Annotated in this window: 15 protein-coding genes and 1 pseudogene; 6 read left to right on the plus strand and 10 right to left on the minus strand. The window is 74.4% G+C overall.

The genetic code is table 11. The annotated features are described in order from the left end of the window. The first annotated feature begins 69 nt into the window (after positions 1-69). The 5 genes from OSR43_RS14475 to OSR43_RS14495 are packed head-to-tail and all read left to right on the plus strand — an operon-like array spanning position 70 to position 3,371. Entirely contained in the window at positions 70-804 is a 735-nt protein-coding gene (locus OSR43_RS14475; protein ID WP_302267311.1) for a hypothetical protein, read from the plus strand. 47 nt (positions 805-851) lie between these two features. Continuing rightward, complete coding sequence (locus OSR43_RS14480; RefSeq protein WP_302267312.1) at positions 852-1,697, plus strand: MBL fold metallo-hydrolase; 846 nt, start codon at positions 852-854, stop codon at positions 1,695-1,697. An 18-nt stretch (positions 1,698-1,715) separates the two neighbouring features. Continuing rightward, positions 1,716-1,952, plus strand: a complete 237-nt coding sequence (locus tag OSR43_RS14485) for a hypothetical protein (protein WP_302267313.1) — start codon at positions 1,716-1,718, stop codon at positions 1,950-1,952. A gap of 52 nt (positions 1,953-2,004) precedes the next feature. Then, positions 2,005-2,856 (plus strand): DUF3097 domain-containing protein, encoded by an 852-nt coding sequence (locus OSR43_RS14490; RefSeq protein WP_302267314.1) that lies wholly within the window; start codon positions 2,005-2,007, stop codon positions 2,854-2,856. After that, positions 2,853-3,371, plus strand: coding sequence for a DUF4870 domain-containing protein (locus tag OSR43_RS14495; RefSeq protein ID WP_302267315.1), 519 nt, complete (start codon positions 2,853-2,855; stop codon positions 3,369-3,371). The genes OSR43_RS14490 and OSR43_RS14495 overlap by 4 nt, the downstream gene beginning before the upstream one ends. A gap of 3 nt (positions 3,372-3,374) precedes the next feature. Here OSR43_RS14495 and hemW read toward each other — a convergent pair whose 3' ends face one another. The 8 genes from hemW to OSR43_RS14535 form a co-directional block, all read right to left on the minus strand. Further along, entirely contained in the window at positions 3,375-4,595 is a 1,221-nt protein-coding gene (gene hemW, locus OSR43_RS14500; RefSeq protein ID WP_302267316.1) for a radical SAM family heme chaperone HemW, read from the minus strand. Positions 4,596-4,644: 49 nt separating this feature from the next. Next, on the minus strand, positions 4,645-5,550 hold the full coding sequence (locus OSR43_RS14505; RefSeq protein WP_302267317.1) for an intradiol ring-cleavage dioxygenase: 906 nt from the start codon (positions 5,548-5,550) through the stop codon (positions 4,645-4,647). A gap of 45 nt (positions 5,551-5,595) precedes the next feature. Further along, on the minus strand, positions 5,596-9,012 hold the full coding sequence (locus tag OSR43_RS14510; RefSeq protein ID WP_302271691.1) for an error-prone DNA polymerase: 3,417 nt from the start codon (positions 9,010-9,012) through the stop codon (positions 5,596-5,598). Continuing rightward, positions 9,012-10,562 (minus strand): DNA polymerase Y family protein, encoded by a 1,551-nt coding sequence (locus OSR43_RS14515; RefSeq protein ID WP_302267318.1) that lies wholly within the window; start codon positions 10,560-10,562, stop codon positions 9,012-9,014. Before OSR43_RS14515 ends, OSR43_RS14510 begins: the two co-directional genes overlap by 1 nt. 2 nt (positions 10,563-10,564) lie before the next feature. Next, entirely contained in the window at positions 10,565-11,227 is a 663-nt protein-coding gene (locus tag OSR43_RS14520) for a hypothetical protein (RefSeq protein ID WP_302267319.1), read from the minus strand. Positions 11,228-11,315: 88 nt separating this feature from the next. Then, a complete protein-coding gene (locus OSR43_RS14525) occupies positions 11,316-13,139 on the minus strand; it encodes a long-chain fatty acid--CoA ligase (protein WP_302267320.1) in 1,824 nt (607 codons plus the stop codon). Between the two features lie 157 nt (positions 13,140-13,296). Beyond that, entirely contained in the window at positions 13,297-13,944 is a 648-nt protein-coding gene (locus OSR43_RS14530) for an MOSC domain-containing protein (protein WP_302267321.1), read from the minus strand. Between the two features lie 89 nt (positions 13,945-14,033). After that, on the minus strand, positions 14,034-14,840 hold the full coding sequence (locus tag OSR43_RS14535) for an aminoglycoside phosphotransferase family protein (protein ID WP_302267322.1): 807 nt from the start codon (positions 14,838-14,840) through the stop codon (positions 14,034-14,036). A 69-nt stretch (positions 14,841-14,909) separates the two neighbouring features. On the opposite strand from OSR43_RS14535, the gene OSR43_RS14540 reads away from it, so the two are divergent. After that, entirely contained in the window at positions 14,910-16,364 is a 1,455-nt protein-coding gene (locus OSR43_RS14540) for a sugar transferase (protein ID WP_302267323.1), read from the plus strand. 16 nt (positions 16,365-16,380) lie between these two features. Here the strand turns inward: OSR43_RS14540 and OSR43_RS14545 are convergent. After that, positions 16,381-17,424, minus strand: a pseudogene (locus OSR43_RS14545) (glycosyltransferase); the annotation flags it as partial. A 43-nt stretch (positions 17,425-17,467) separates the two neighbouring features. Then, positions 17,468-18,736 carry a Wzz/FepE/Etk N-terminal domain-containing protein gene (locus OSR43_RS14550; RefSeq protein WP_302267324.1) on the minus strand — a complete coding sequence of 423 codons (1,269 nt, stop codon included), beginning with the start codon at positions 18,734-18,736 and terminating at the stop codon, positions 17,468-17,470. Position 18,737 lies beyond the last annotated feature (1 nt).

Genomic DNA, 18,737 nt, shown 5'->3' on the forward strand with positions numbered 1-18,737 from the left:
AGAGCCACTACCGACGCATAGGTTAGGCTCACCTAAGTCACCCACCGCCGGCCCTGCCGAGGGAGCACCATGACCGTCGTCCCGAGCAGCACCACGCGCCACGACCCGAGCCGCCTCGCGGCCGCCGCCCGCAGCATCCTCTCCTGTCCCGCGAGCGTCCACCTGGTCGTCGACGGCGCCCCCGACGTCCTGGAGGGTCCGGAGGCCGAGGGCACGGGCATGCAGGACTGCGGAGGCGAGCCGACGTTCTCCACCGCGCTCGGCTCCGACCTCGCCGTGGTGGCGGCCGCCGGTCGCCGCGCCCTGCTCACCGTGCACAGCGGGCTGGGCCGCCCCGGCTCGGAGGACCGCGAGGCCACGCTGAGCATCGCCGGGCGCCTGGTCGTCCGCGGCCGGGAGACCTGCGAGTGCTGCGGGGACCCCCGCGACGTCGTCGCCCTGGAGCCGGACCTCGTCGCCCTGGGCCGGCGGGGTGCCGGCGCAGAGCAGCAGCTGCGGGTCGACGTGGCCAGCTTCCGCGCCGGCGAGCACCAGCTCAACCGCGGCTACCTCCAGCGCTCGGTCGAGCACGCCAACAGCCACCACCAGGAGGAGCTGCGCCGCGCGGTCTCCACCACGACCGGCACCCGGATGGGCGACGTCGTCGGCGTGGCGCTGGCGGACCTGCGCGCCGACCGGGTCGAGGTGCAGTGGGTGGGCCCCGAGGGGGCCGACCGCACCGTGCTGCACTTCCCCCGCGCGGCGCGCACCACCGCCGAGCTCGGCGACATGCTGCGCCGCGAGCTGCACCACGGCATGTGCTGACCGAGAGCCCGGGGCACGCCCGGGGCAGGTGCACCTAGGCTCCCCGAGTGACCTTCACCGAGATCGCCGACCGCGTCTGGGTGACCCGTCGCCCCTGGTACGACGTGACCACGACCGTCGTCGGCGGCGAGCGCGGGCTGGTGGTCGTCGACACCCACGCCTCCACCGCCGCGGGCCGCGAGCTGATTCGCGACGTGCGCGCCCTCGGCGCCGGTGAGGTCGTGGCGGTCGTCAACACCCACTGGCACCTCGACCACCTCCTGGGCAACGAGGCGTTCCGGGAGGTCTGGCCCGAGGTCCCGGTGCACGCCCACGAGGAGGCGCTCGCCGAGCTGGAGCGGGGCGCGGTCGCCGCGCTCGAGGAGCAGGCCGGGACCGACGAGGAGCACCGCGACGAGCTCCTCGCCAGCACCGTCGTGCCGCCCGACCACACCTTCTCCTCCGCCCGGGTCCTCGACCTCGGCGACCGCGCCCTCGAGCTGGTGCACCCCGGCCGCGGCCACACCTCGGGCGACCTCGTGCTCCGCGTGCCCGACGCCGACGTGCTGGTGGCCGGCGACCTCGTGGAGTCCTCGGCCCCGCCGTCGTTCGGCGAGGACTCCTGGCCGATGGACTGGCCGCTGAGCCTCGACATCGTGCTCGGGCTGACCACGGCGACCTCCGTCGTCGTGCCGGGGCACGGACCGGTCGTCGACCGCGAGTTCGTCGAGGAGCAGCGCAACACCATCGGCGTGCTGGCCGAGACCGCACGCGACCTGGCGACCCGCGGGGTGCCCCTCGGCGAGGCGCTCGACGCCGCCGAGTGGCCCTGGCCGCGCGAGCACGTGGCTACCGCGGTGGCGCGCGCCTACGCCCAGCTGCCGCGCAGCCAGCGGCGCTTGCCGCTGATCTGATCCGGGTAACGGGCCGCCATGAGCGAGCCCACCCCCGAGGACGCCGGCCGGGACGCGACCGGCATCGGCGACGACCAGCTGCCCGAGGACCTCCAGCCCGGCGAGGACAACCCGCTCGCCGAGGGGCTCGATCCCGGCGAGACCGCCGGCGACCTCCTCGAGGACGGCAAGCACACCGACCAGGAGCAGGCCCGGGAGCAGGCGCCGGAGCAGGGCGGCGCCCAGGACGGGTCGGGCACGTCACAGGACGGTTGACCCCGGCGCGCCGTGCGCGCGAGCGTCGGCGGGCCCGCCTAGCGTCGGTCGGGTGACCGACCGCTACGGACCCGACGTCCTCTCCACCGACTGGCGCGCCCCGAAGCGCGGCCGCGCCGTCGAGGCGCCCGCCGAGATCGGGGCCGTCGTGGAGGAGGTCAGCACCGACTGGGTCGGCGAGATCGTCGCCGTCGACCGCGACCTGCACACCGTCACCCTCGAGGACCGGCGCGACCGCCGCCGCACCTTCCCGCTCGGGGCCGGGTTCCTGCTCGAGGGCAAGCCCGTGATCCTCACGGCCCCGGTCCGTCGGACGGCGCCGGCCAGACCGACGCGCACCGCGTCGGGATCGATCGCGGTGCGCGACGCCAAGGCCCGGGTCGCGCGCGCCAGCCGGATCTTCGTCGAGGGCCGCCACGACGCCGAGCTCGTCGAGAAGGTCTGGGGCGACGACCTGCGCATCGAGGGCGTCGTGGTCGAGTACCTCGACGGCATCGACGACCTCTCCGAGCAGCTGCGCGACTTCCGACCCGGCCCGAACCGGCGCGTCGGCGTGCTCGTCGACCACCTCGTCAAGGGGTCCAAGGAGAGCCGGATCGCCGACGCCGTCCGTCGCACGCCGGTCGGCAAGCACGTGCTGATCGTCGGCCACCCGTTCATCGACATCTGGGCGGCCGTCAAGCCCGAGCGGCTCGGCCTGGATGCCTGGCCGGACGTCCCCCGCCACCTGGAGTGGAAGAAGGGCGTGTGCCAGCAGCTGGGCTGGCCCCACCGTGACCAGGCCGACATCGCGCGTGCCTGGAAGCACATCCTCTCCAAGGTGCACTCGTTCGGTGACTGCGAGCCCGCGCTGCTGGGTAGGGTCGAGGAACTGATCGACTTCGTCACCGAGGAGCAACCGTGAGCGACCCCTACGGCCCGCCGCCGTCCCAGGACCCGGCCGACCGGCCGCCCCACGGACAGCAGCCCTACGGCCAGCAGCCGTACGGCCAGCAGCCCGCACCGCAGTGGGGACAGCCGCAGTGGGGCCAGCAGCCACCGGGCGGCCAGCCGCCGTACCAGCCCTACCAGGGCGGCGGCCCGATGAACCCCGACGAGCGCACCTGGGGCGGCGCCGCCCACTGGTCGGCCCTGATCGGCGCCTTCGTGGCGATGGCGTTCCTCGGCCCGCTGCTGGTGATGCTCGTCAAGGGCAACCAGTCCGGCTACGTCCGCGCGCAGGCCGTGGAGTCGCTGAACTTCCAGCTCTCGATCCTGATCTACGGGCTCGTGTCGTTCGTCCTGGTCTTCGTGCTGATCGGCTTCCTGCTGCTGCCGATCGTCGGCATCGCGTGGCTGGTGCTGACGATCATCGGCTCGGTCAAAGCGAGCAACGGCGAGCTGTACCGCTACCCGCTGACGATCCGGATGGTCAGCTGAGGCTCACCCGAGCAGGTCACGCACCACGGCGTCGGCGAGCAGCCGTCCGTCGCGGGTGAGCACCAGCCGGTCCCCTCGCTCCACCAGCAGTCCCCGGCGCACGAGGTCGGGGACTGCTGCGTTCCCGGCCGCGTCGAGGACGGCACGGTCCAGGCCGTCGGCGAGGCGCAGCTCGAGCAGCACCCGCTCGACGCGCTGGTCCTCGGGCTCCAGCACCTCGCGGGCGTGGGCGGGGCTGAGCCCGGCCGCGATCCGGTCGCCGTACGCCGCGGGGTGCTTGACGTTCCACCAGCGGGTCCCGCCCACGTGGGAGTGGGCACCCGGCCCGACGCCCCACCAGTCGGCGCCGGTCCAGTACAGCTCGTTGTGGTGGCACCGCGATGCCTGGTCGCGGCTCCAGTTCGAGACCTCGTACCAGCCCAGGCCGGCGGCCGACATCCGCTCGTCGGCGAGGAGGTACTTGTCGGCCAGGTCGTCGTCGTCGGGCATCGGCACCTCGCCACGGCGCACCTGCCGGGCCAGGGCGGTGCCCTCCTCGACGATCAGCGCGTACGCCGAGACGTGGTCGGGCGCGCAGGCCAGTGCGGCGTCCAGCGAGGTCGCCCAGTCGTCGAGGGACTCCCCCGGCGTGCCGTAGATGAGGTCGAGGCTGACCTGGTCGAAGCCGGCCGCCCGGGCCCACTCCACGGCGGCCGGGACGCGGAGCGGGTCGTGGGTGCGGTCGAGCACGCGGAGCACGTGCGGCACCGCCGACTGCATGCCGATCGAGACGCGGGTGAACCCGGCAGCCCGGAGGCCGTCGAGGTAGCCGAGGTCGACGCTGTCGGGGTTGGCCTCGGTGGTCACCTCGGCGCCCGGGACGAGGCCGAACTCCTCGTCGATCGCGGTGAGCACCGACCCGAGGTCGGCGGGGCTCAGCAGCGTCGGGGTGCCGCCGCCCAGGAACACCGTCTCCACCGGCAGGCCCCGGTCGCCGAGCACGCGCCGCGCGCGACGTACCTCCTGGACCGCAGCCGCGGCGTAGGAGCTGCGCGAGATCCCGCCCGGACCCGCCCCGAGCTCGGAGGCGGTGTAGGTGTTGAAGTCGCAGTAGCCGCAGCGCACGGTGCAGAACGGCACGTGCACGTAGAAGCCGAAGGGACGCTCCCCCAGCCGCGCGAGCGACTCCTCGGGGAGGGTGCCGTCCTCGGGCACCGGGTCACCGGCGGGAAGGACGGAAGGCACGCGCTCCATCCTCCCACCGGGGGCCGGGCCGGCCACATCCGCGGACGGCTCAGACCGGGACGTTGAGGCTGACCACGTAGCCCTCCTCGACCGACCCGGTGGCCCGCGCCAGCTGCAGCGAGTGCCCGTCGGAGAAGACGTTGTCGGAGTCGAGGGTGACGCGCTCGAGGTTGGTGACGCTCTGCTCGTAGCCCTCGGTCGCGTAGACCTCGCGGCACACGTCCTCGGGCAGCGCGAGCTGGGAGGTGCGCATCTTGTTGGAGTACGTCGTGGCGGACGCCAGCGAGGAGTAGACCTCGAAGTGCATGTGCGGCCAGCGGCCGTCGTAGCAGGCGGGGAAGATGCTGGTGAACTCCACGCGGCCGGCGGCGTCGGTCTCCTGCACGCCGCGCAGGTAGTTCTCCTCGGCGATGGACTCCGAGTACATCGAGTACTCGCCGTCGCGGTCGCAGTGCCACAGGTAGACCGCCGCGCCGGCCAGCGGGGCGACGTTCTCGCCGGAGAGGTCCTGCACCCGGAGCCGGATCGTCACCGGGACGCCCTCGGCGGTGCCCGAGGCGGAGCCGAAGCTCGTGGTGAGGTCGCTGCGCACCACCCCGGACTCGGTCAGGACGTTGGCGCCGTTCGAGCCGTCGCCCGGGTAGGGCCCGGCGGTCTCCTCGGGGATCTCGCCCTCGGCGACCTCGACGTCCGACGCCGCGCCGCCGGACCCGCCACCCGGCCCGCCCGGACCGCCGCCGACCCCGGCGGGCGGCTCCGGCCGCTGCCCCGCCGCGGTCAGGTCGACGCCGTCGTCGGTGCCGCAGGCGACCAGGGCGGCCGCGACGCCGACCCCGCCAGCGAGGCCGAGGATCCGGCGGCGGCCGAGGATGCGCGGCAGGTCGTGGGAGAGGCCGAGGTCGTGGTCCTCGAGGCCGTCGGTGTCGGGGCGGTGATCAGGGCGGTGGTCGGTCATGGCCCCAGCGAAGCCGGAGCGGCTGTGCGGACCCTGTGGGCGGGCTCAGCGGAAGTCACGAGAGCGGTGCTTCTCGCGCAGCGCCCGGCCGGCCTCGGGGTGGAGCTCCTCGAGGGAGGAGATCTTGTCGGCCACCAGGTTGGTGGCGCCGTCCTCGCGCTCGAGCATCCCGCGGATCACCACCGCCGAGGACCCCGCGGCCGCCTTGCGGTGCCGGCGCCACACGCCGACGGTGCAGATGACGTTGAGCATGCCGGTCTCGTCCTCGAGGTTGAGGAAGGTCACCCCGCCCGCCGTGCCCGGGCGCTGGCGGTGGGTGACCAGCCCGGCGACGCTGATCCGGCGGTTCGGCTCGGTGGTGGCCAGGTCGGCCACCGACCTGACCCCCGACCGGCGCAGCTGGTCGCGCAGGTGGCCGAAGGGGTGGCTGTCGGTGGTGACCCCGGTGGCCCAGAGGTCGGCCATCGTCACCTCGACCTCGTCCATCTCGGGCAGCATCGGTGCGTCCCCGGCGACCCGGACCCCCTCGAGCTGGTCCTCCCGCTCGGTCCACCCGGCGTTCCACAGCGCCTGCCGGCGGCTCAGCCCGCTGCTGTCGAAGACGCCGGCCGTCGCCAGCGCCTCGAGCTGCCGGGCGTCGAGGCCGGCGCGCCGCGAGAGGTCGACCTGGTCGGCGAAGGGCCGCTCCGCACGCGCGGCGACGATCCGCGCGGCGACGTCGGCGCCGATGCCGCGGACGGAGTCCAGGCCCAGCCGCACGGCGTACGCCGCGTCGCGCCGGTGCTGCGGGGTGGGGTCGGGCGTGCCCGGCACGAAGAACGTCTTGCCGGGGTGGTCGAGCAGGCAGGAGTCCATCCCGGTGGTGCGCGCGTCCGGGCCCAGCGGCTCCAGGTCGGCCCGGGCGCCGGAGCGCTCGAGGTCGGGCTTGAGCACGGTGACCCCGTGGCGGCGGGCGTCGCCGACGAGCGACTGCGGGGAGTAGAAGCCCATCGGCTGGGCGCGCAGCAGCCCGGCGAGGAACGCCCCCGGGTAGTGCAGCTTGAACCAGGAGCTGGCGTAGACGAGCTTGGCGAAGGAGAGCGAGTGGCTCTCGGCGAAGCCGAAGTTGGCGAAGGACAGGATCTTGACGTAGATCGCGTCCGCGTCCTCGCCGAGGACCCCGCGACGCTCCATGCCGGCGTACAGCTTGTGCTTGATGCTCTCGATCCGCTCCACGCCGCGCTTGGAGCCCATCGCCCGGCGCAGCAGGTCGGCCTCGTCGGGGGTGCAGTCGCCGATCGTCTTGGCCATGTCCATCAGCTGCTCCTGGAACAGCGGGACGCCGAGGGTGCGCTCGAGGACGGGCACCAGCTCGGGGTGCGGGTAGTCGACCGGCTCCCGGCCGGTGGCGCGGCGGACGTAGGGGTGGACCGCGCCGCCCTGGATGGGGCCGGGGCGGATCAGGGCGATCTCGATGGCCAGGTCGTAGAAGCAGCGCGGCTGCAACCGCGGGAGGGTGCCGATCTGGGCCCGGCTCTCGACCTGGAAGACGCCGATGGAGTCCGCCCGGCAGAGCATGTCGTAGACCGCCGGCTCCTCCTTGGGGATCGTGGCCAGCTCCCAGTGGTCGCCGAGGTGCTCCCCCGCGATGCGGATCATGTGGTCCAGCGCCGAGAGCATCCCCAGGCCGAGCAGGTCGAACTTGACCAGGCCCATGAACTCGCAGGCGTCCTTGTCCCACTGCAGGACGGTGCGGTTCTCCATCCGGGCATGCTCGATCGGGCACACCTCCCCGATCGGTCGCTCGGTCAGCACCATGCCGCCGGAGTGGATGCCGAGGTGCCGCGGCACCGAGAGCAGCTGGTTGGCCAGCGCGACGACCGGCGACGGGATCTCGGCCTCGCCGGGGTCGCCGTCGGGCTCGACCTTGGTCCAGCTCGAGATCGACTTCGACCACGCGTCCTGCTGGCCCGGGGAGTACCCGAGCGCCTTGGCGGCGTCGCGGACGGCCATCTTGGGGCGGTAGCTGATGACGTTGGCGACCTGCGCGGCGTTGTGCCGGCCGTAGCGCTCGTAGACCCACTGGATGACCTCCTCACGGCGGTCGGAGTCGAAGTCGACGTCGATGTCGGGCTCCTCGTCGCGGTGCTCGGAGATGAACCGCTCGAAGGGCAGCCGGTAGAAGACCGGGTCGATCGCGGTGATGCCGAGGGCGTGGCAGACCACCGAGCTGGCCGCGGAGCCGCGGCCCTGGCAGAGGATCCCGCGCGAGCGGGCGAAGGCCACGATGTCGTGGACGATGACGAAGTAGCCGGCGAAGTCCTTGCGCTCGATGACCTCCAGCTCGTGCAGGATCTTGGCCCGTGCCTCGGCCTCCAGGTCGGTGCCGTAGTACCGCTCCTCGAAGCCCCGCCAGGTCAGCACCTTGAGCCAGCTGATCGGCGTGTGCCCGTCGGGGATGCCGTCCTTGGGCAGCCGCGGCGTCGCCTTCTGCAGGTCGAGCACGACCTGGTCGGCCAGCTCGACCGAGCGGCTCACCGCGCCGGGGTAGCGGGCGAACCGGCGCGCCATCTCCTCCCCCGACCGCAGGCAGGCCGCGCCGCTCGCCGGCAGCCAGCCGTCCATCTCGGCCAGGCTGCGCCGGGCCCGGATCGCGGCCATCGCGGCGGCGAGCCGGTGGTCGCCGGGCCGGGCGTGGTGCACGTTGTTGGTCGCCACGGCGGGCAGGCCGTGCTCGGCGGCCAGGGCGAAGAGCAGGTCGTTGTGGCCGGAGTCGGTCGGGTAGCCGTGGTCGACCAGCTCCACGGCCACGGAGTCGCGGCCGAAGAGCTCGACCAGCCGGCGCAGCTCGCGGGCCGCGCCCGGCGCGCCCTCGGCCTGGAGCGCGGAGCGGACCGCGCCCTTGCGGCACCCGGTCAGCACCAGCCAGTGCCCGCGCCCCCGCTCGCCGAGCTCGGCGAGGTCGTAGACCGGCCGGCCCTTCTCCTCCCCGCGCAGGTGCGCGTCGGTGATCGCCGCGGCCAGCCGGTGGTAGCCCTCCACCCCGCGCGCCAGCACCAGCAGGTGGGTGCCCTCGGGGTCGGCCACCCCCTGCTGAGGCCGGCCCAGGCCGAGGGAGAGCTCCGCGCCGTACGCCGTGCGCAGGTCCGAGCGCCCGGAGGGGGCCGCGTTGACCTGCGCGGTCTCGGCGAAGAGCGGCGCCCCGTGGAAGCCGTCGTGGTCGGTGATCGCCAGCGTGTCCAGCCCGAGCCGGATCGCCTCGAGCACGAGCTGGTCCGGCGAGCTGGCCCCGTCGAGGAAGCTGTAGCTGGAGTGGCAGTGCAGCTCGGCGTAGGGCACCACCGGCCCGTCGGGCGCGGCGACGTCGGTCTGCTGCGGCCTCCGCTTGCGCCGCGAGATCGGTGCCTCCGAGGACAGGTCGGGCCGGCCCGAGAGCCGTCGCTCGAGCTCCGACCACGGCATCGTCGGGTTGTTCCAGCCCATCAGTCGTACCCCGCCTCGGTCCACCAGACCGACTCCGCCGCGGCCTGGTCGTACGTCATCAGCCAGGCGCGGCCGTCGACGCCGACCACCTGGAAGCGGGCCACCCGTCGCGGGGTGCCCTCCCACCACAGCTCCTCGACCGGCCACGGCCCGGCCCACGCGGCGACCGGCTGCCACGGCTCGTCGGCGCTGGGCCGGAACCGCGTCGGCTCGCCACGCACCGCACCCCGCTCGTCGACGACGACCGGGCGACCACCCGGCTCGACCAGCGCCGCCGGCCACGGGTCGGCCAGCACCCGGGCGGGGGCCGGCGGCGGGATGCTGCCCGGCCACGGCAGGCCGGTCGGCCGCAGCCCCACCGGCCGCTCGCCCCACGGCACCATCGCCTGCCGGTCCGCCGGCGCGCGGCCGCCCTGGAGCACCGGCACCACGACCGCCTCGTGGCCGAGCATCCCCTGCACCCGGGCGATCCCGCGCTGGACCCGCTCGTCGGTGCCGCCCCACAGGCCGTCGGCGTGCACGGAGTCCGGCACGACGGTCTCGGGGACGAACCGCACCCGCTCGACCGGCGCCCGCACCGCCCCGCCACGGCTCAGCCCGTTCATGGCGCCCTGCAGCTGCCAGTGCAGCCGGTCGATCACCTCGGCCGCGCCGAACCAGCGCGGGTGCACCCAGCGCCGCGAGGACGCCACCACCCCGTCGGCCTCGGCCTGCACCAGCAGCTCGGTGCAGACCAGGCCCTGGCGGGCCAGCTGCTCGACGAAGGCGTCGGCGGTGCGCCGGGCGCTGAAGCAGATGGTCTCCGCGGAGTCCAGCGGCGGCTCGAAGTCGACGTGGACCTCGAGGTCCGGGGGCGGCGTCCGCTCGGCCAGCAGCGTCTCGCCCCGGCCCGAGACGACCCGGTGCACCCACGCCACCTGGCGGCCGAACCGGGCCAGCACGTCGCCGGCGCCCAGGTCGGCCAGCTGGCCCAGCGACCGCAGCCCCAGGCGCTTGAGCAGGCCGACGGTCTCGGGGTCGTCGAGCACCTCGACGGGCAGGTCGCGCAGGAACGGCACCGACTCCCCGGCCGGCACCACGACGCTGTCCTGGGGCGCCGCGCGGCGTGCGGCCTGCTCGGCGGTGAACAGCTCGTCGGCGATCCCCACCCGGCAGTCCCAGACGCCGTGCCGCACCAGCCGCTCGGCGACCACCGCCGCCGCCTCGGCCTCCCCGCCGTAGAACCGGCCGGGCGAGCGGAGCGCCACCAGCCCCGGCCGGAGCGGGGCGATGCCCGGCCGCAGCTGCTCCAGCACCGCCAGCACGTCGTCGAAGGCCCGCGCGTCCCGGTCGGGGTTCGCGGCGAGGACGGCGATCTCGGGGCACCGCGCCTGGGCGTCGCGCCGCCGCATGCCCCGGCGGACGCCGAAGTCGCGGGCGGGACCGTTGACGGCCTGCACGACGTTCGCCGCGAACACCGCCGCCGGCTGCCGGGGCGGGAGCGCCTCCTCGGCCAGTGCGGCCACCACCGGCCAGTCCGGGCACCACACCACCAGCGCGCGGGTGGGCACGGCTAGCCCGCCACCGCGACGGGGCCCGGGACGACCACCGGGGCGGCCGGGGCCGGGGCGCCCGCCTCGCCGGGGAACCACAGCGCCGTGCGGCGCGGCGGCGCCGAGCCGCGACGCGCCTCGACGACCACCTGCCGGCTGTGCAGGTGGCCGTGGCCCAGGCCGACACCGGTCCACCGCGGCTCGGCGGTGGACAGTCGCACCTCGCACCGCGGCCACGGGCCGAGCGCGACCAGCACGGCCGAGCGCTTGCGCAGCCGCGCGCCGAGCTTCTCCGCGACGTGCTCGCCCACCCGCGGCGGTGGGCGCAGCACGACCAGCGGGAGGACGTCGACCAGCGCGGCGGTGACCTCCAGCCACTGCTCGCCGGGCTCGGGGACCAGGACGGTGCGGCCCAGGTCGACGCCGGCGGCGGCCGCGGCCTCGGCGCCGAAGTCCGGCACGCCCACGACCGCGCACCAGTCCCCCGCCTGGGACGGGCCGGCCATGAGCGCCAGCGCGAGGGTCGTGCTGTCGACCTCGTAGCTGCCGCCGGTGCGCAGCTGGACCAGCCCGCCGAGCGCCGGGTGGGTGGCCAGCGGACGCCGCGGCACGCCGTCGGTCATCCGCTGCATGCGCTCACGCAGGCGGTCGATCTCGCCTGCTGCAGGGGAAGAGGTGGCCACGCCCCAGTATCGAACACGCGTTCGAACGCGTCAACCGGGGGGTGGCCACCTCGGTGCCGCTCCGCGGAGCGGCGGGTGGATCAGGTGCTCAGGAGGCGTAGAGCGCCTCGATCCGCGCCTTGTTGTTGTCCTCCACGACGTTGCGCTTGACCTTCATCGAGGGGGTCAGCTCACCGGACTCGATCGTGAGGTCGTGGTCGAGGATCTCCCACTTCTTGATGGTCTCCCACCGGTTGAGCCGGCCGTTGAGCTGCTCGACGTACCCGGCGACCATCTCCTGGACCTGCGGGGAGGAGACGACCTCGGTGTAGGACTTGCCCGACATGCCGTTCTCCTCGGCCCACGTCGCCATCGCGTCGGGGTCGAGGGTCACCAGCGCGACGCAGTAGTTGTGGTCGTTGCCGAAGACCATGAACTGGCTGGTGTAGGGGCACAGCGCCTTGAACTTCGACTCGATCGCCGACGGGGCGATGTACTTGCCGCCGGAGGTCTTGAAGAGGTCCTTGATCCGGCCGGTGATCGTCAGGAACCCGTCGGCGTCCAGCGAGCCCTTGTCACCGGTGCGCAGCCAGCCGTCCTCGGTGAACGCCTTCGCGGTCTCCTCGGGCAGGTTGTGGTAGCCCTCCATCACGTGCGGGCCCTTGATCTGGACCTCGTCGCCCTCGCCGATGCGGACCTGCGCCCCCGGCAGCGCGGGGCCGACGGTGCCCATCTTGTAGTCCTCGGGGTGGTTGACCGTGGCGCCCGCGGCGTTCTCGGTCATGCCGTAGCCCTCGAGGATCAGGATGCCGGCGGCGTTGAACCACTCGGCGATCTCCTGGTTGAGCGCGGCGGAGCCGGAGATGAAGAACCGGACCCGGCCACCGAAGCGGTCGCGGACCTTGCTGAACACCAGCTTGTCGAACAGGCCGTGCTGCACCTTGAGCGGCAGCGGGACGGACTTGCCGTCGCGCCGGAGCCGGTCGACCTTGGTGCCGACCTCGAAGGCCTTCTTGAAGATCTTCTCCTTGGCACCGCCCTCGGCCTGCTGCATGGTGACGATCCGACCGTGGGCCTTCTCGAAGATCCGCGGGGCGGCGCCCATGAACGTCGGCTTCACGACGCCGAGGTTCTCCACGATCTTGTCGACACGGCCGTCGATCGCGGTGGCGAAGCCGCACGCGAGCTGGCTGGAGAGCAGCACCTTGCCGAAGGAGTGGGCCATCGGCAGCCACAGGAACTGCAGGTCGTCCTCGTGGAGGATGTCCTGGGCCTGGATCGCCGCGCCCTCGTAGACCCAGGAGCGGTGGCGCAGCCGGACGCCCTTGGGCCGGCCGGTGGTGCCGGAGGTGTAGATCAGCGTCGCCAGCTGGTCCGGCGCGATCGCCCGGGCGGTCTGCTCGACGACGTCGGGGTGCTCGGCGAGGTACTTCTCGCCGAGCTCGGCGAGGTCGTCCATCGTGATGACCCAGTCGCCGTCGCCGGCGCCGTCGAACGTCACGACCTTCATCAGGTGCGGCAGCTCGTTCTTGTGCAGGGTGAGCTTGGTGATCTGGTCGAAGTCCTCGGCGAAGACGACGCGGCACTCCGCGTCGCCGAGGATGTACGCCACGTCCTCGGCGTTCGTCGTCGGGTAGACGGTGGTGGTCGCACCGGCGGCGCACATGACCGCCAGGTCGGCGAGGATCCACTCGTAGCGGGTGCCGGAGGCGATCCCGACGCGCTGCTCGGACTCCAGGCCGAGCGCCAGCAGCCCGGCGGCGAGGCGACGTACCCGGTCACCGGCCTGCGCCCAGGTGACCGACTCCCAGGCCTCGCCCCGCGGGAAGCGGAACGCCTCGGCCCCGGAGGACTTCTCCACCCGGTCGAGGAACTGCACCGCCACGTTGGGGCTCAGGTGGTCGACGAAGCTGGTGTCGTGGTTGACGGGCATGGCTCTCCTGGGTGACGGCCGGGAGGGTAGGCCGAAGCGGCCGCGTCTCCCGTCGGCGGATCGTTGCCCAGTAACCTACGTCACTTGCGACCCGTCGGTAACCGGACCAGACCGCTTCCTGGACGTGCTCGGCAAAACATCCGGCGCGGAGGCCGGCTCAGGCCCGTGCGGCGACGTACTGCTCGGCCTTGCGGCGGGCCTTCGCGGCCAGGCCGTCGACCTCGAGGAGCCGGGGCAGCAGCGCCGGCTCGGTGTGCAGCGCGCGGAACATCGTCGCGATCGTGACGCCGTGGCCCGGACGGTGGACGACCTCCACGTCGTCGCCGGCCTGCACCTCGCCCGGCGCGAGCACCCGGAGGTAGGCCCCGGGAGCGCCGTCGAGGGTGAACCGCTTGACCCAGGCCCGGTTGTCGAACCCGCACCGGCCCATCCAGCTCTTGAAGTCGTTGCACGGCGTGCGGACGTAGGCGACCTCCAGCAGCGTCGTGCCGACCCGCCAGCGCTCGCCCACCTCGGCCTCGGTGACCTCGACCCCGCGGGTGGTGAGGTTCTCGGCGAACTGCCCGTCGCGGACCTCCTGCCCCAGGTCGACCGCCCAGCGGTCGAGGTCCTCGCGCGCGTAGGCGTAGACCGCCTGGTCCACGCCGCCGTGGTGCCGGGTGTCGGAGACCTGGTCGCCGGCCAGCCCGAGCAGCCCGACCTCCACCGGCCCGGCGACGGGCGCCTTGTCGATGCTGGTGCGGCCGATGCCGGCCCAGGCCGCCTCGCGGGGCATGCCGACGTTGACGGAGACGAGCTGGGACACCCGCAGATCCTCCCCCGGCGGCGGCCCCGGTGCGAATCGATCGGCCGAAGTCACCCGGCCGGGTGGAGCCGTCCGGAACGGGGACGGGCTCAGTCCTGGACGGCCTTGACCACCGCGACGCACCGGGTCACCAGCGCCCGGTCCGCCAGCGCGTCGAGGGCCCGGTGCACGGTCCGGACGACCACCCAGTCGCGCGCCCGGTCCTCGTCGAGGAGGGCCGCGTCGACCGCCGCGTGGAACCGCCGCCGCAGGGTGCCCCGCACGTCGCCGACGACGTCGTCCCAGCGGTGCCACAGCAGCGGGGCCAGCTCGCTGTGCGGGTCGCCGGCGAGCGGCTTCGGCGAGATCGCCCGCCAGTCGTCCCCTGCACCGAGCAGGTGGGCGTAGTGCAGGTCGGTGTGCAGCAGCCGCTGCTCCCCCGGGTCGGCGAGGAGGTCCCGCCCCAGCGAGACGACCTGCTCCACCAGGCGGTGCGGCAGCGGCGCGTCCCGCGGCAGCGCGGCGAGCGCGGCGGTCCGCTCCGCGACGTACGACGCGAGCGTGGGGACCTGCGGCGGCGGGTCGACGTGCAGGCGGGCCAGGTGTGCCCCGACGAGCTCGCATGCCTCGACGTCCCAGTGGTCGGCCAGGTCCGGGCCCGGCAGCCGCTCGAGCAGCAGCGCCCGCCGGTGCGGGTCGGCGCGCAGCAGGCGAGCCGCCCAGGGCCGGGGCGCGGCGCCCCACCGCTGCAGGGCGAGCGCCTCGTGCTCGGTGCGCTCCTCGACCACGGCGACCTTGAGCACGGCCGGGCCGCGGTCCCCGGTGACCGGGAGCACCGTGGCGCGACCCGCGGCCGGCGAGGGCCCGTCCACGACCAGGCCCCACTCGGCCAACAGGTCCTCGACGGCGCGCTCCACGGATCCATCCTGCGGGACAGGATTGGGGCACCGCGCGAGGGGGTAGACAGCCCGCGGGGGGTTTTTCGCATGCGCTTGACCGACCGGTTGATCGACCGGCTGCCGTGGCTGCGTAGCCAGCGACCGCTGCTCCTGCTGCTCGACGTGGTGGCGGTCCTCGTGGCGGCCGTGCCGGTCGTCAGCACCGTCGACGTGGGGCCGCTGGCGATCGCCGCCGCGACCGCGGCGGTGTTCCTGACCTGCCACAGCGCCGACCTGTACCGCCCGCGCCTCGTGCTCTCCGCGCTCGAGGACCTCCCCCGGCTGCTCCTGGCCGCCGGGCTCGGCGCGCTGGCCCTCGTCGCGGCCGCACCCGGCATCGGCGTGACCGCCCGGTCGACGTGGTCGGTGGTGCCCGCCTTCGCCGCCGCGGTCGCGGTGCTCCTCGTCGTGCTCCGCGTCGCGGCGTACGCCTCGATCCACGCGCTGCGCCGCCGCGGGCACGCCGGGCACCCGGTCGTCATCGTCGGCGGCGAACCGGTCGGCTCCGCGCTGGCCGCCACCCTGCTCGACCAGCCGCAGCTGGGCCTGCGCCCCGTCGGCATCATCGAGCGCGGCGCCAGCGCCCGCCGGCTTCCGGTCCCGCTCCTCGGCGGCATCGACCGCCTCGAGCAGGCGATGGTCGACCTGGGCGTGCACGACGTCGTCTTCGCCTTCCCCGCCCCGCCCGACGCCGAGACCGTCGCGGTCGTGCGCCGCTGCGTCGAGCGCGACCACCAGGTCTTCGTCGTCCCGCGGTTCCACGAGCTGATGGGTGCCACCGGCACCCGCGGCACCGAGGTGGTCCAGGGCGTCACGCTGATGCGGCTGCGGCGCTGGGGCCACCGGCCCCTCGCCCGCTGGGGCAAGCGCACGCTCGACGTGGTCCTGGCCTCCGCCGGGCTGCTCGTCGCCTCCCCCGTCATCGCCGCCTGCGCGCTGGCCTCCCGCATCGAGACCGGCCCCGGCGTCGTCTTCAAGCAGACCCGCGTCGGGGTCGGCGGGAAGCCGTTCACCCTCTACAAGCTCCGCTCGCTCAAGCCCGACGACGAGACCGAGAGCGCGACCCGCTGGAACATCGACGGCGACGACCGGATCGGCCCGGTGGGCCGGTTCCTGCGTGCCTCCAGCCTCGACGAGCTGCCCCAGCTGGTCAACGTGATCAAGGGCGACATGAGCCTGGTCGGCCCGCGGCCCGAGCGGCCCTACTTCGTCGACGCCTTCAGCCAGGCCGAGAGCCGGTACGCCGACCGGCACCGCGTCCCGACCGGGCTCACCGGGCTCGCCCAGGTGCACCGGCTCAAGGGCGACACCTCGATCGCCGAGCGCACCCGGGTCGACAACTTCTACATCGAGAACTGGTCGCTGTGGAGCGACGTCAAGATCCTGTGCCGGACCCTGCCGGTCGTCCTGCGAGCACCGCGCGGAGAGGTCGGCGCCGTCCGTCTCCCCGTCGCTCGCGCAGCACGGCCAGGTACACCCGGAGGACCCCCCGCGCAGCGGTGAGCTCGTCGTGGTGGTCCTCCACGTGGAGCCGCCCGGCCCAGCCCTCGTCGGTCGTCTGCTCGGGTGACTGCAGGCGGTAGACCACCGCGTCGGCCAGCGCCGACGCGTCGCCCTCGGGCACCAGCTGGCCGGCGTCGTCGGGCACGGCCTCCTCGATGCCGGGGATGGCGGTGGCGACCACGCTGCGGCCACACGCCATCGCCTCCAGCGGCACGAGCGGCATCCCCTCCCAGCGGGAGGGGGCCACGACCACGTCCGAGGCGGCGAACCACAGGGGCACGTCGGTGCGCGAGCCCACCAGCAGGACGCCGGCGAGCCCGGCCGCGCGCCGCTCGAGCTCGGCGCGGTCGGGGCCGGACCCGACCAGCACCAGCTGGGCGTCCGGGACGCGCTCGCGGATCGAGGGCCAGGCGTCGAGCAGCACGTCCTGACCCTTCTGCCGGGTCAGCCGGCCCACGCACACGACGGTCGGGACGTCCGCCAGGCCGAGCCCGCTGCGCGCGTCGTCGCGCTGCTTGGGTCCCTGCACCTCGAGGCGGAGGAGGTCGGCGCCGTTGGCCAGCACCGCCGTCGGCGCCTCCACGCCGACCTGGACGCCCGCGAGCCGCTCCGCCTCGCTCACGCAGACCAGGCGGTGGGTCCAGCGCGCCGCGAGCCGCTCCCAGTGCTCGGTGGCGCGGCGTACCGCACCCTCGGCGGCGAGGAAGGACCACGCGTGCGGCTGGAAGACGGTGGCGCGCCGGCCGCGCACGGCCAGCCGGCCGGCCAGGCCGGCCTTGGCGCTGTGCAGGTGCACGACGTCCGGGTCGACCTCGGCGAGGATCCGCCGCAGGTCGGCGGTCTCGCGGAGCACCGAGGGGCCCGGGCCGCGGGTCGCCTGCCACCAGCGCACGTCCGCGCCCGCGGCCCGCGCGGAGTAGCCCAGCCACCCGTGGGTCGGGCAGATGACGGTCACCTTCCACCCGCGCCTCAGTTGCTCGCGGATGTAGGCGTACTGCACCACGGCCACGCCCTCGCTGGAGGGCTCGGACACGTGGGCCACGTGGAGCCGGCGCCGCATCCCGCCCCGGGGCTGCGCCGGTCGCCTGCTCACCCCGCCCTCCTCAGGTCAGCACCCGCTCGGCCCGGCGCCCGACGAGCACCGCTCCGAGCAGGCTGGCGCCGACCGAGCGCACCCGGTCGGCGTGCGCCCGCAGCGCCTCCGCCGAGACCTGGCCCTCGGGGACGACCATCAGCAGCGCGCCGCGGGCCGCCATCACGCGGGCGTCGTCGCAGGTCTCCAGGGCGGGCGCGAGCACGATCACGACGTCGTACGCCGCCTCCGCCTCGGCCATCCGGTCGGCGAAGACCGTCTCGAGCATCGACTCGTACGGCTCGGCCCCGGCGTCGCCCGCGGGCAGGACGGCCAGCAGGTCCACCGGCCCCGGGCTGACCGCCCGGCCCAGGTCGGTGCCGGCCAGCACGTCGAACAGGCCGGGGGTGTCGGGCTCCGCGGCGATCGAGCGCCCGTGGCGGGGCCCCATCCGGCCGTCGACGAGCAGGACGGTGCGGCCGACGTTGGCCAGCGAGATGGCCAGGTTGGCGCCCAGCCAGACGTTGACCTCGCCGGGGGTCACCCCGGCGACGACGACGCGGCTGACGGGGCTGCCCGCGGCCTGCGCCTCGAGCGCGATCCGCAGCTGGCGGAAGACGTCGGCGGCGGCCGTGCCGGGGTAGAGGGCGGGCAGGGTGGTGGGGTCCCGCGGCACGGGGACGTGGCCGAGCAGCGGGGTGTCCGTGGCGTCCTCGAGGGCAGCGCCGTCGACGACGGTGCTGGTGCGGCGGTCCCGCGCGACGGCGGCGGCCACGGCCAGGACGATGGCCAGCGCGGCGCCCACACCGATGGCCAGCAGCAGGTTGGGGCTGCTGTAGGTCCGCGGCGCCTGCGCCTCGTTGGTCTGGGTGAAGAGGAACGCGTTGGCGCTCGGGTCGTAGTACGGCAGCGTCATCGCCACCTGATTGGCGAGGTCCGCGGCGACCTGCGGGTCGGCGTCCTCCGCGACGACCTGGATCAGGATGGTTCCGCCGACCCACTCCCCCGACACCGCCGAGCGCAGGTCGCTGACGTCGCGGTCGACGTCCAGCTCGCCCTGCACCTCGGTGAGCAGCTCGCGGCTGCTGGCCAGCTCGGCCAGGGTGCCGCGGAGCGCGTCCAGGTCGTCGGGCGACTCGGACGTGCCCGGGTCGGCGGTCGCCGCCAGCACGGCGGTGGCGCGGTAGGTCTTCGGCGCCAGCGAGACGCCCACCGCCACGGCGCAGCCGGTCAGCAGCAGCACGAGCAGGACGAGCAGGCGTTGGCGCCACAGTGCGCCACCGATGTGGTGCAGCTCCATC

The sequence above is a fragment of the Nocardioides sp. Arc9.136 genome (genome assembly GCF_030506255.1).
Classification (GTDB): Bacteria; Actinomycetota; Actinomycetes; order Propionibacteriales; family Nocardioidaceae; genus Nocardioides.

Coding starts and splice junctions, on each gene's coding strand:
- OSR43_RS14475 (WP_302267311.1), top strand. CDS start 70: ATGACCGTCGTCCCGAGCAGCACCACGCGCCACGACCCGAGCCGCCTC.
- OSR43_RS14485 (WP_302267313.1), top strand. CDS start 1,716: ATGAGCGAGCCCACCCCCGAGGACGCCGGCCGGGACGCGACCGGCATC.
- OSR43_RS14505 (WP_302267317.1), bottom strand. CDS start 5,550: ATGACCGACCACCGCCCTGATCACCGCCCCGACACCGACGGCCTCGAG.
- OSR43_RS14510 (WP_302271691.1), bottom strand. CDS start 9,012: ATGGGCTGGAACAACCCGACGATGCCGTGGTCGGAGCTCGAGCGACGG.
- OSR43_RS14525 (WP_302267320.1), bottom strand. CDS start 13,139: ATGCCCGTCAACCACGACACCAGCTTCGTCGACCACCTGAGCCCCAAC.
- OSR43_RS14540 (WP_302267323.1), top strand. CDS start 14,910: ATGCGCTTGACCGACCGGTTGATCGACCGGCTGCCGTGGCTGCGTAGC.
- OSR43_RS14550 (WP_302267324.1), bottom strand. CDS start 18,736: ATGGAGCTGCACCACATCGGTGGCGCACTGTGGCGCCAACGCCTGCTC.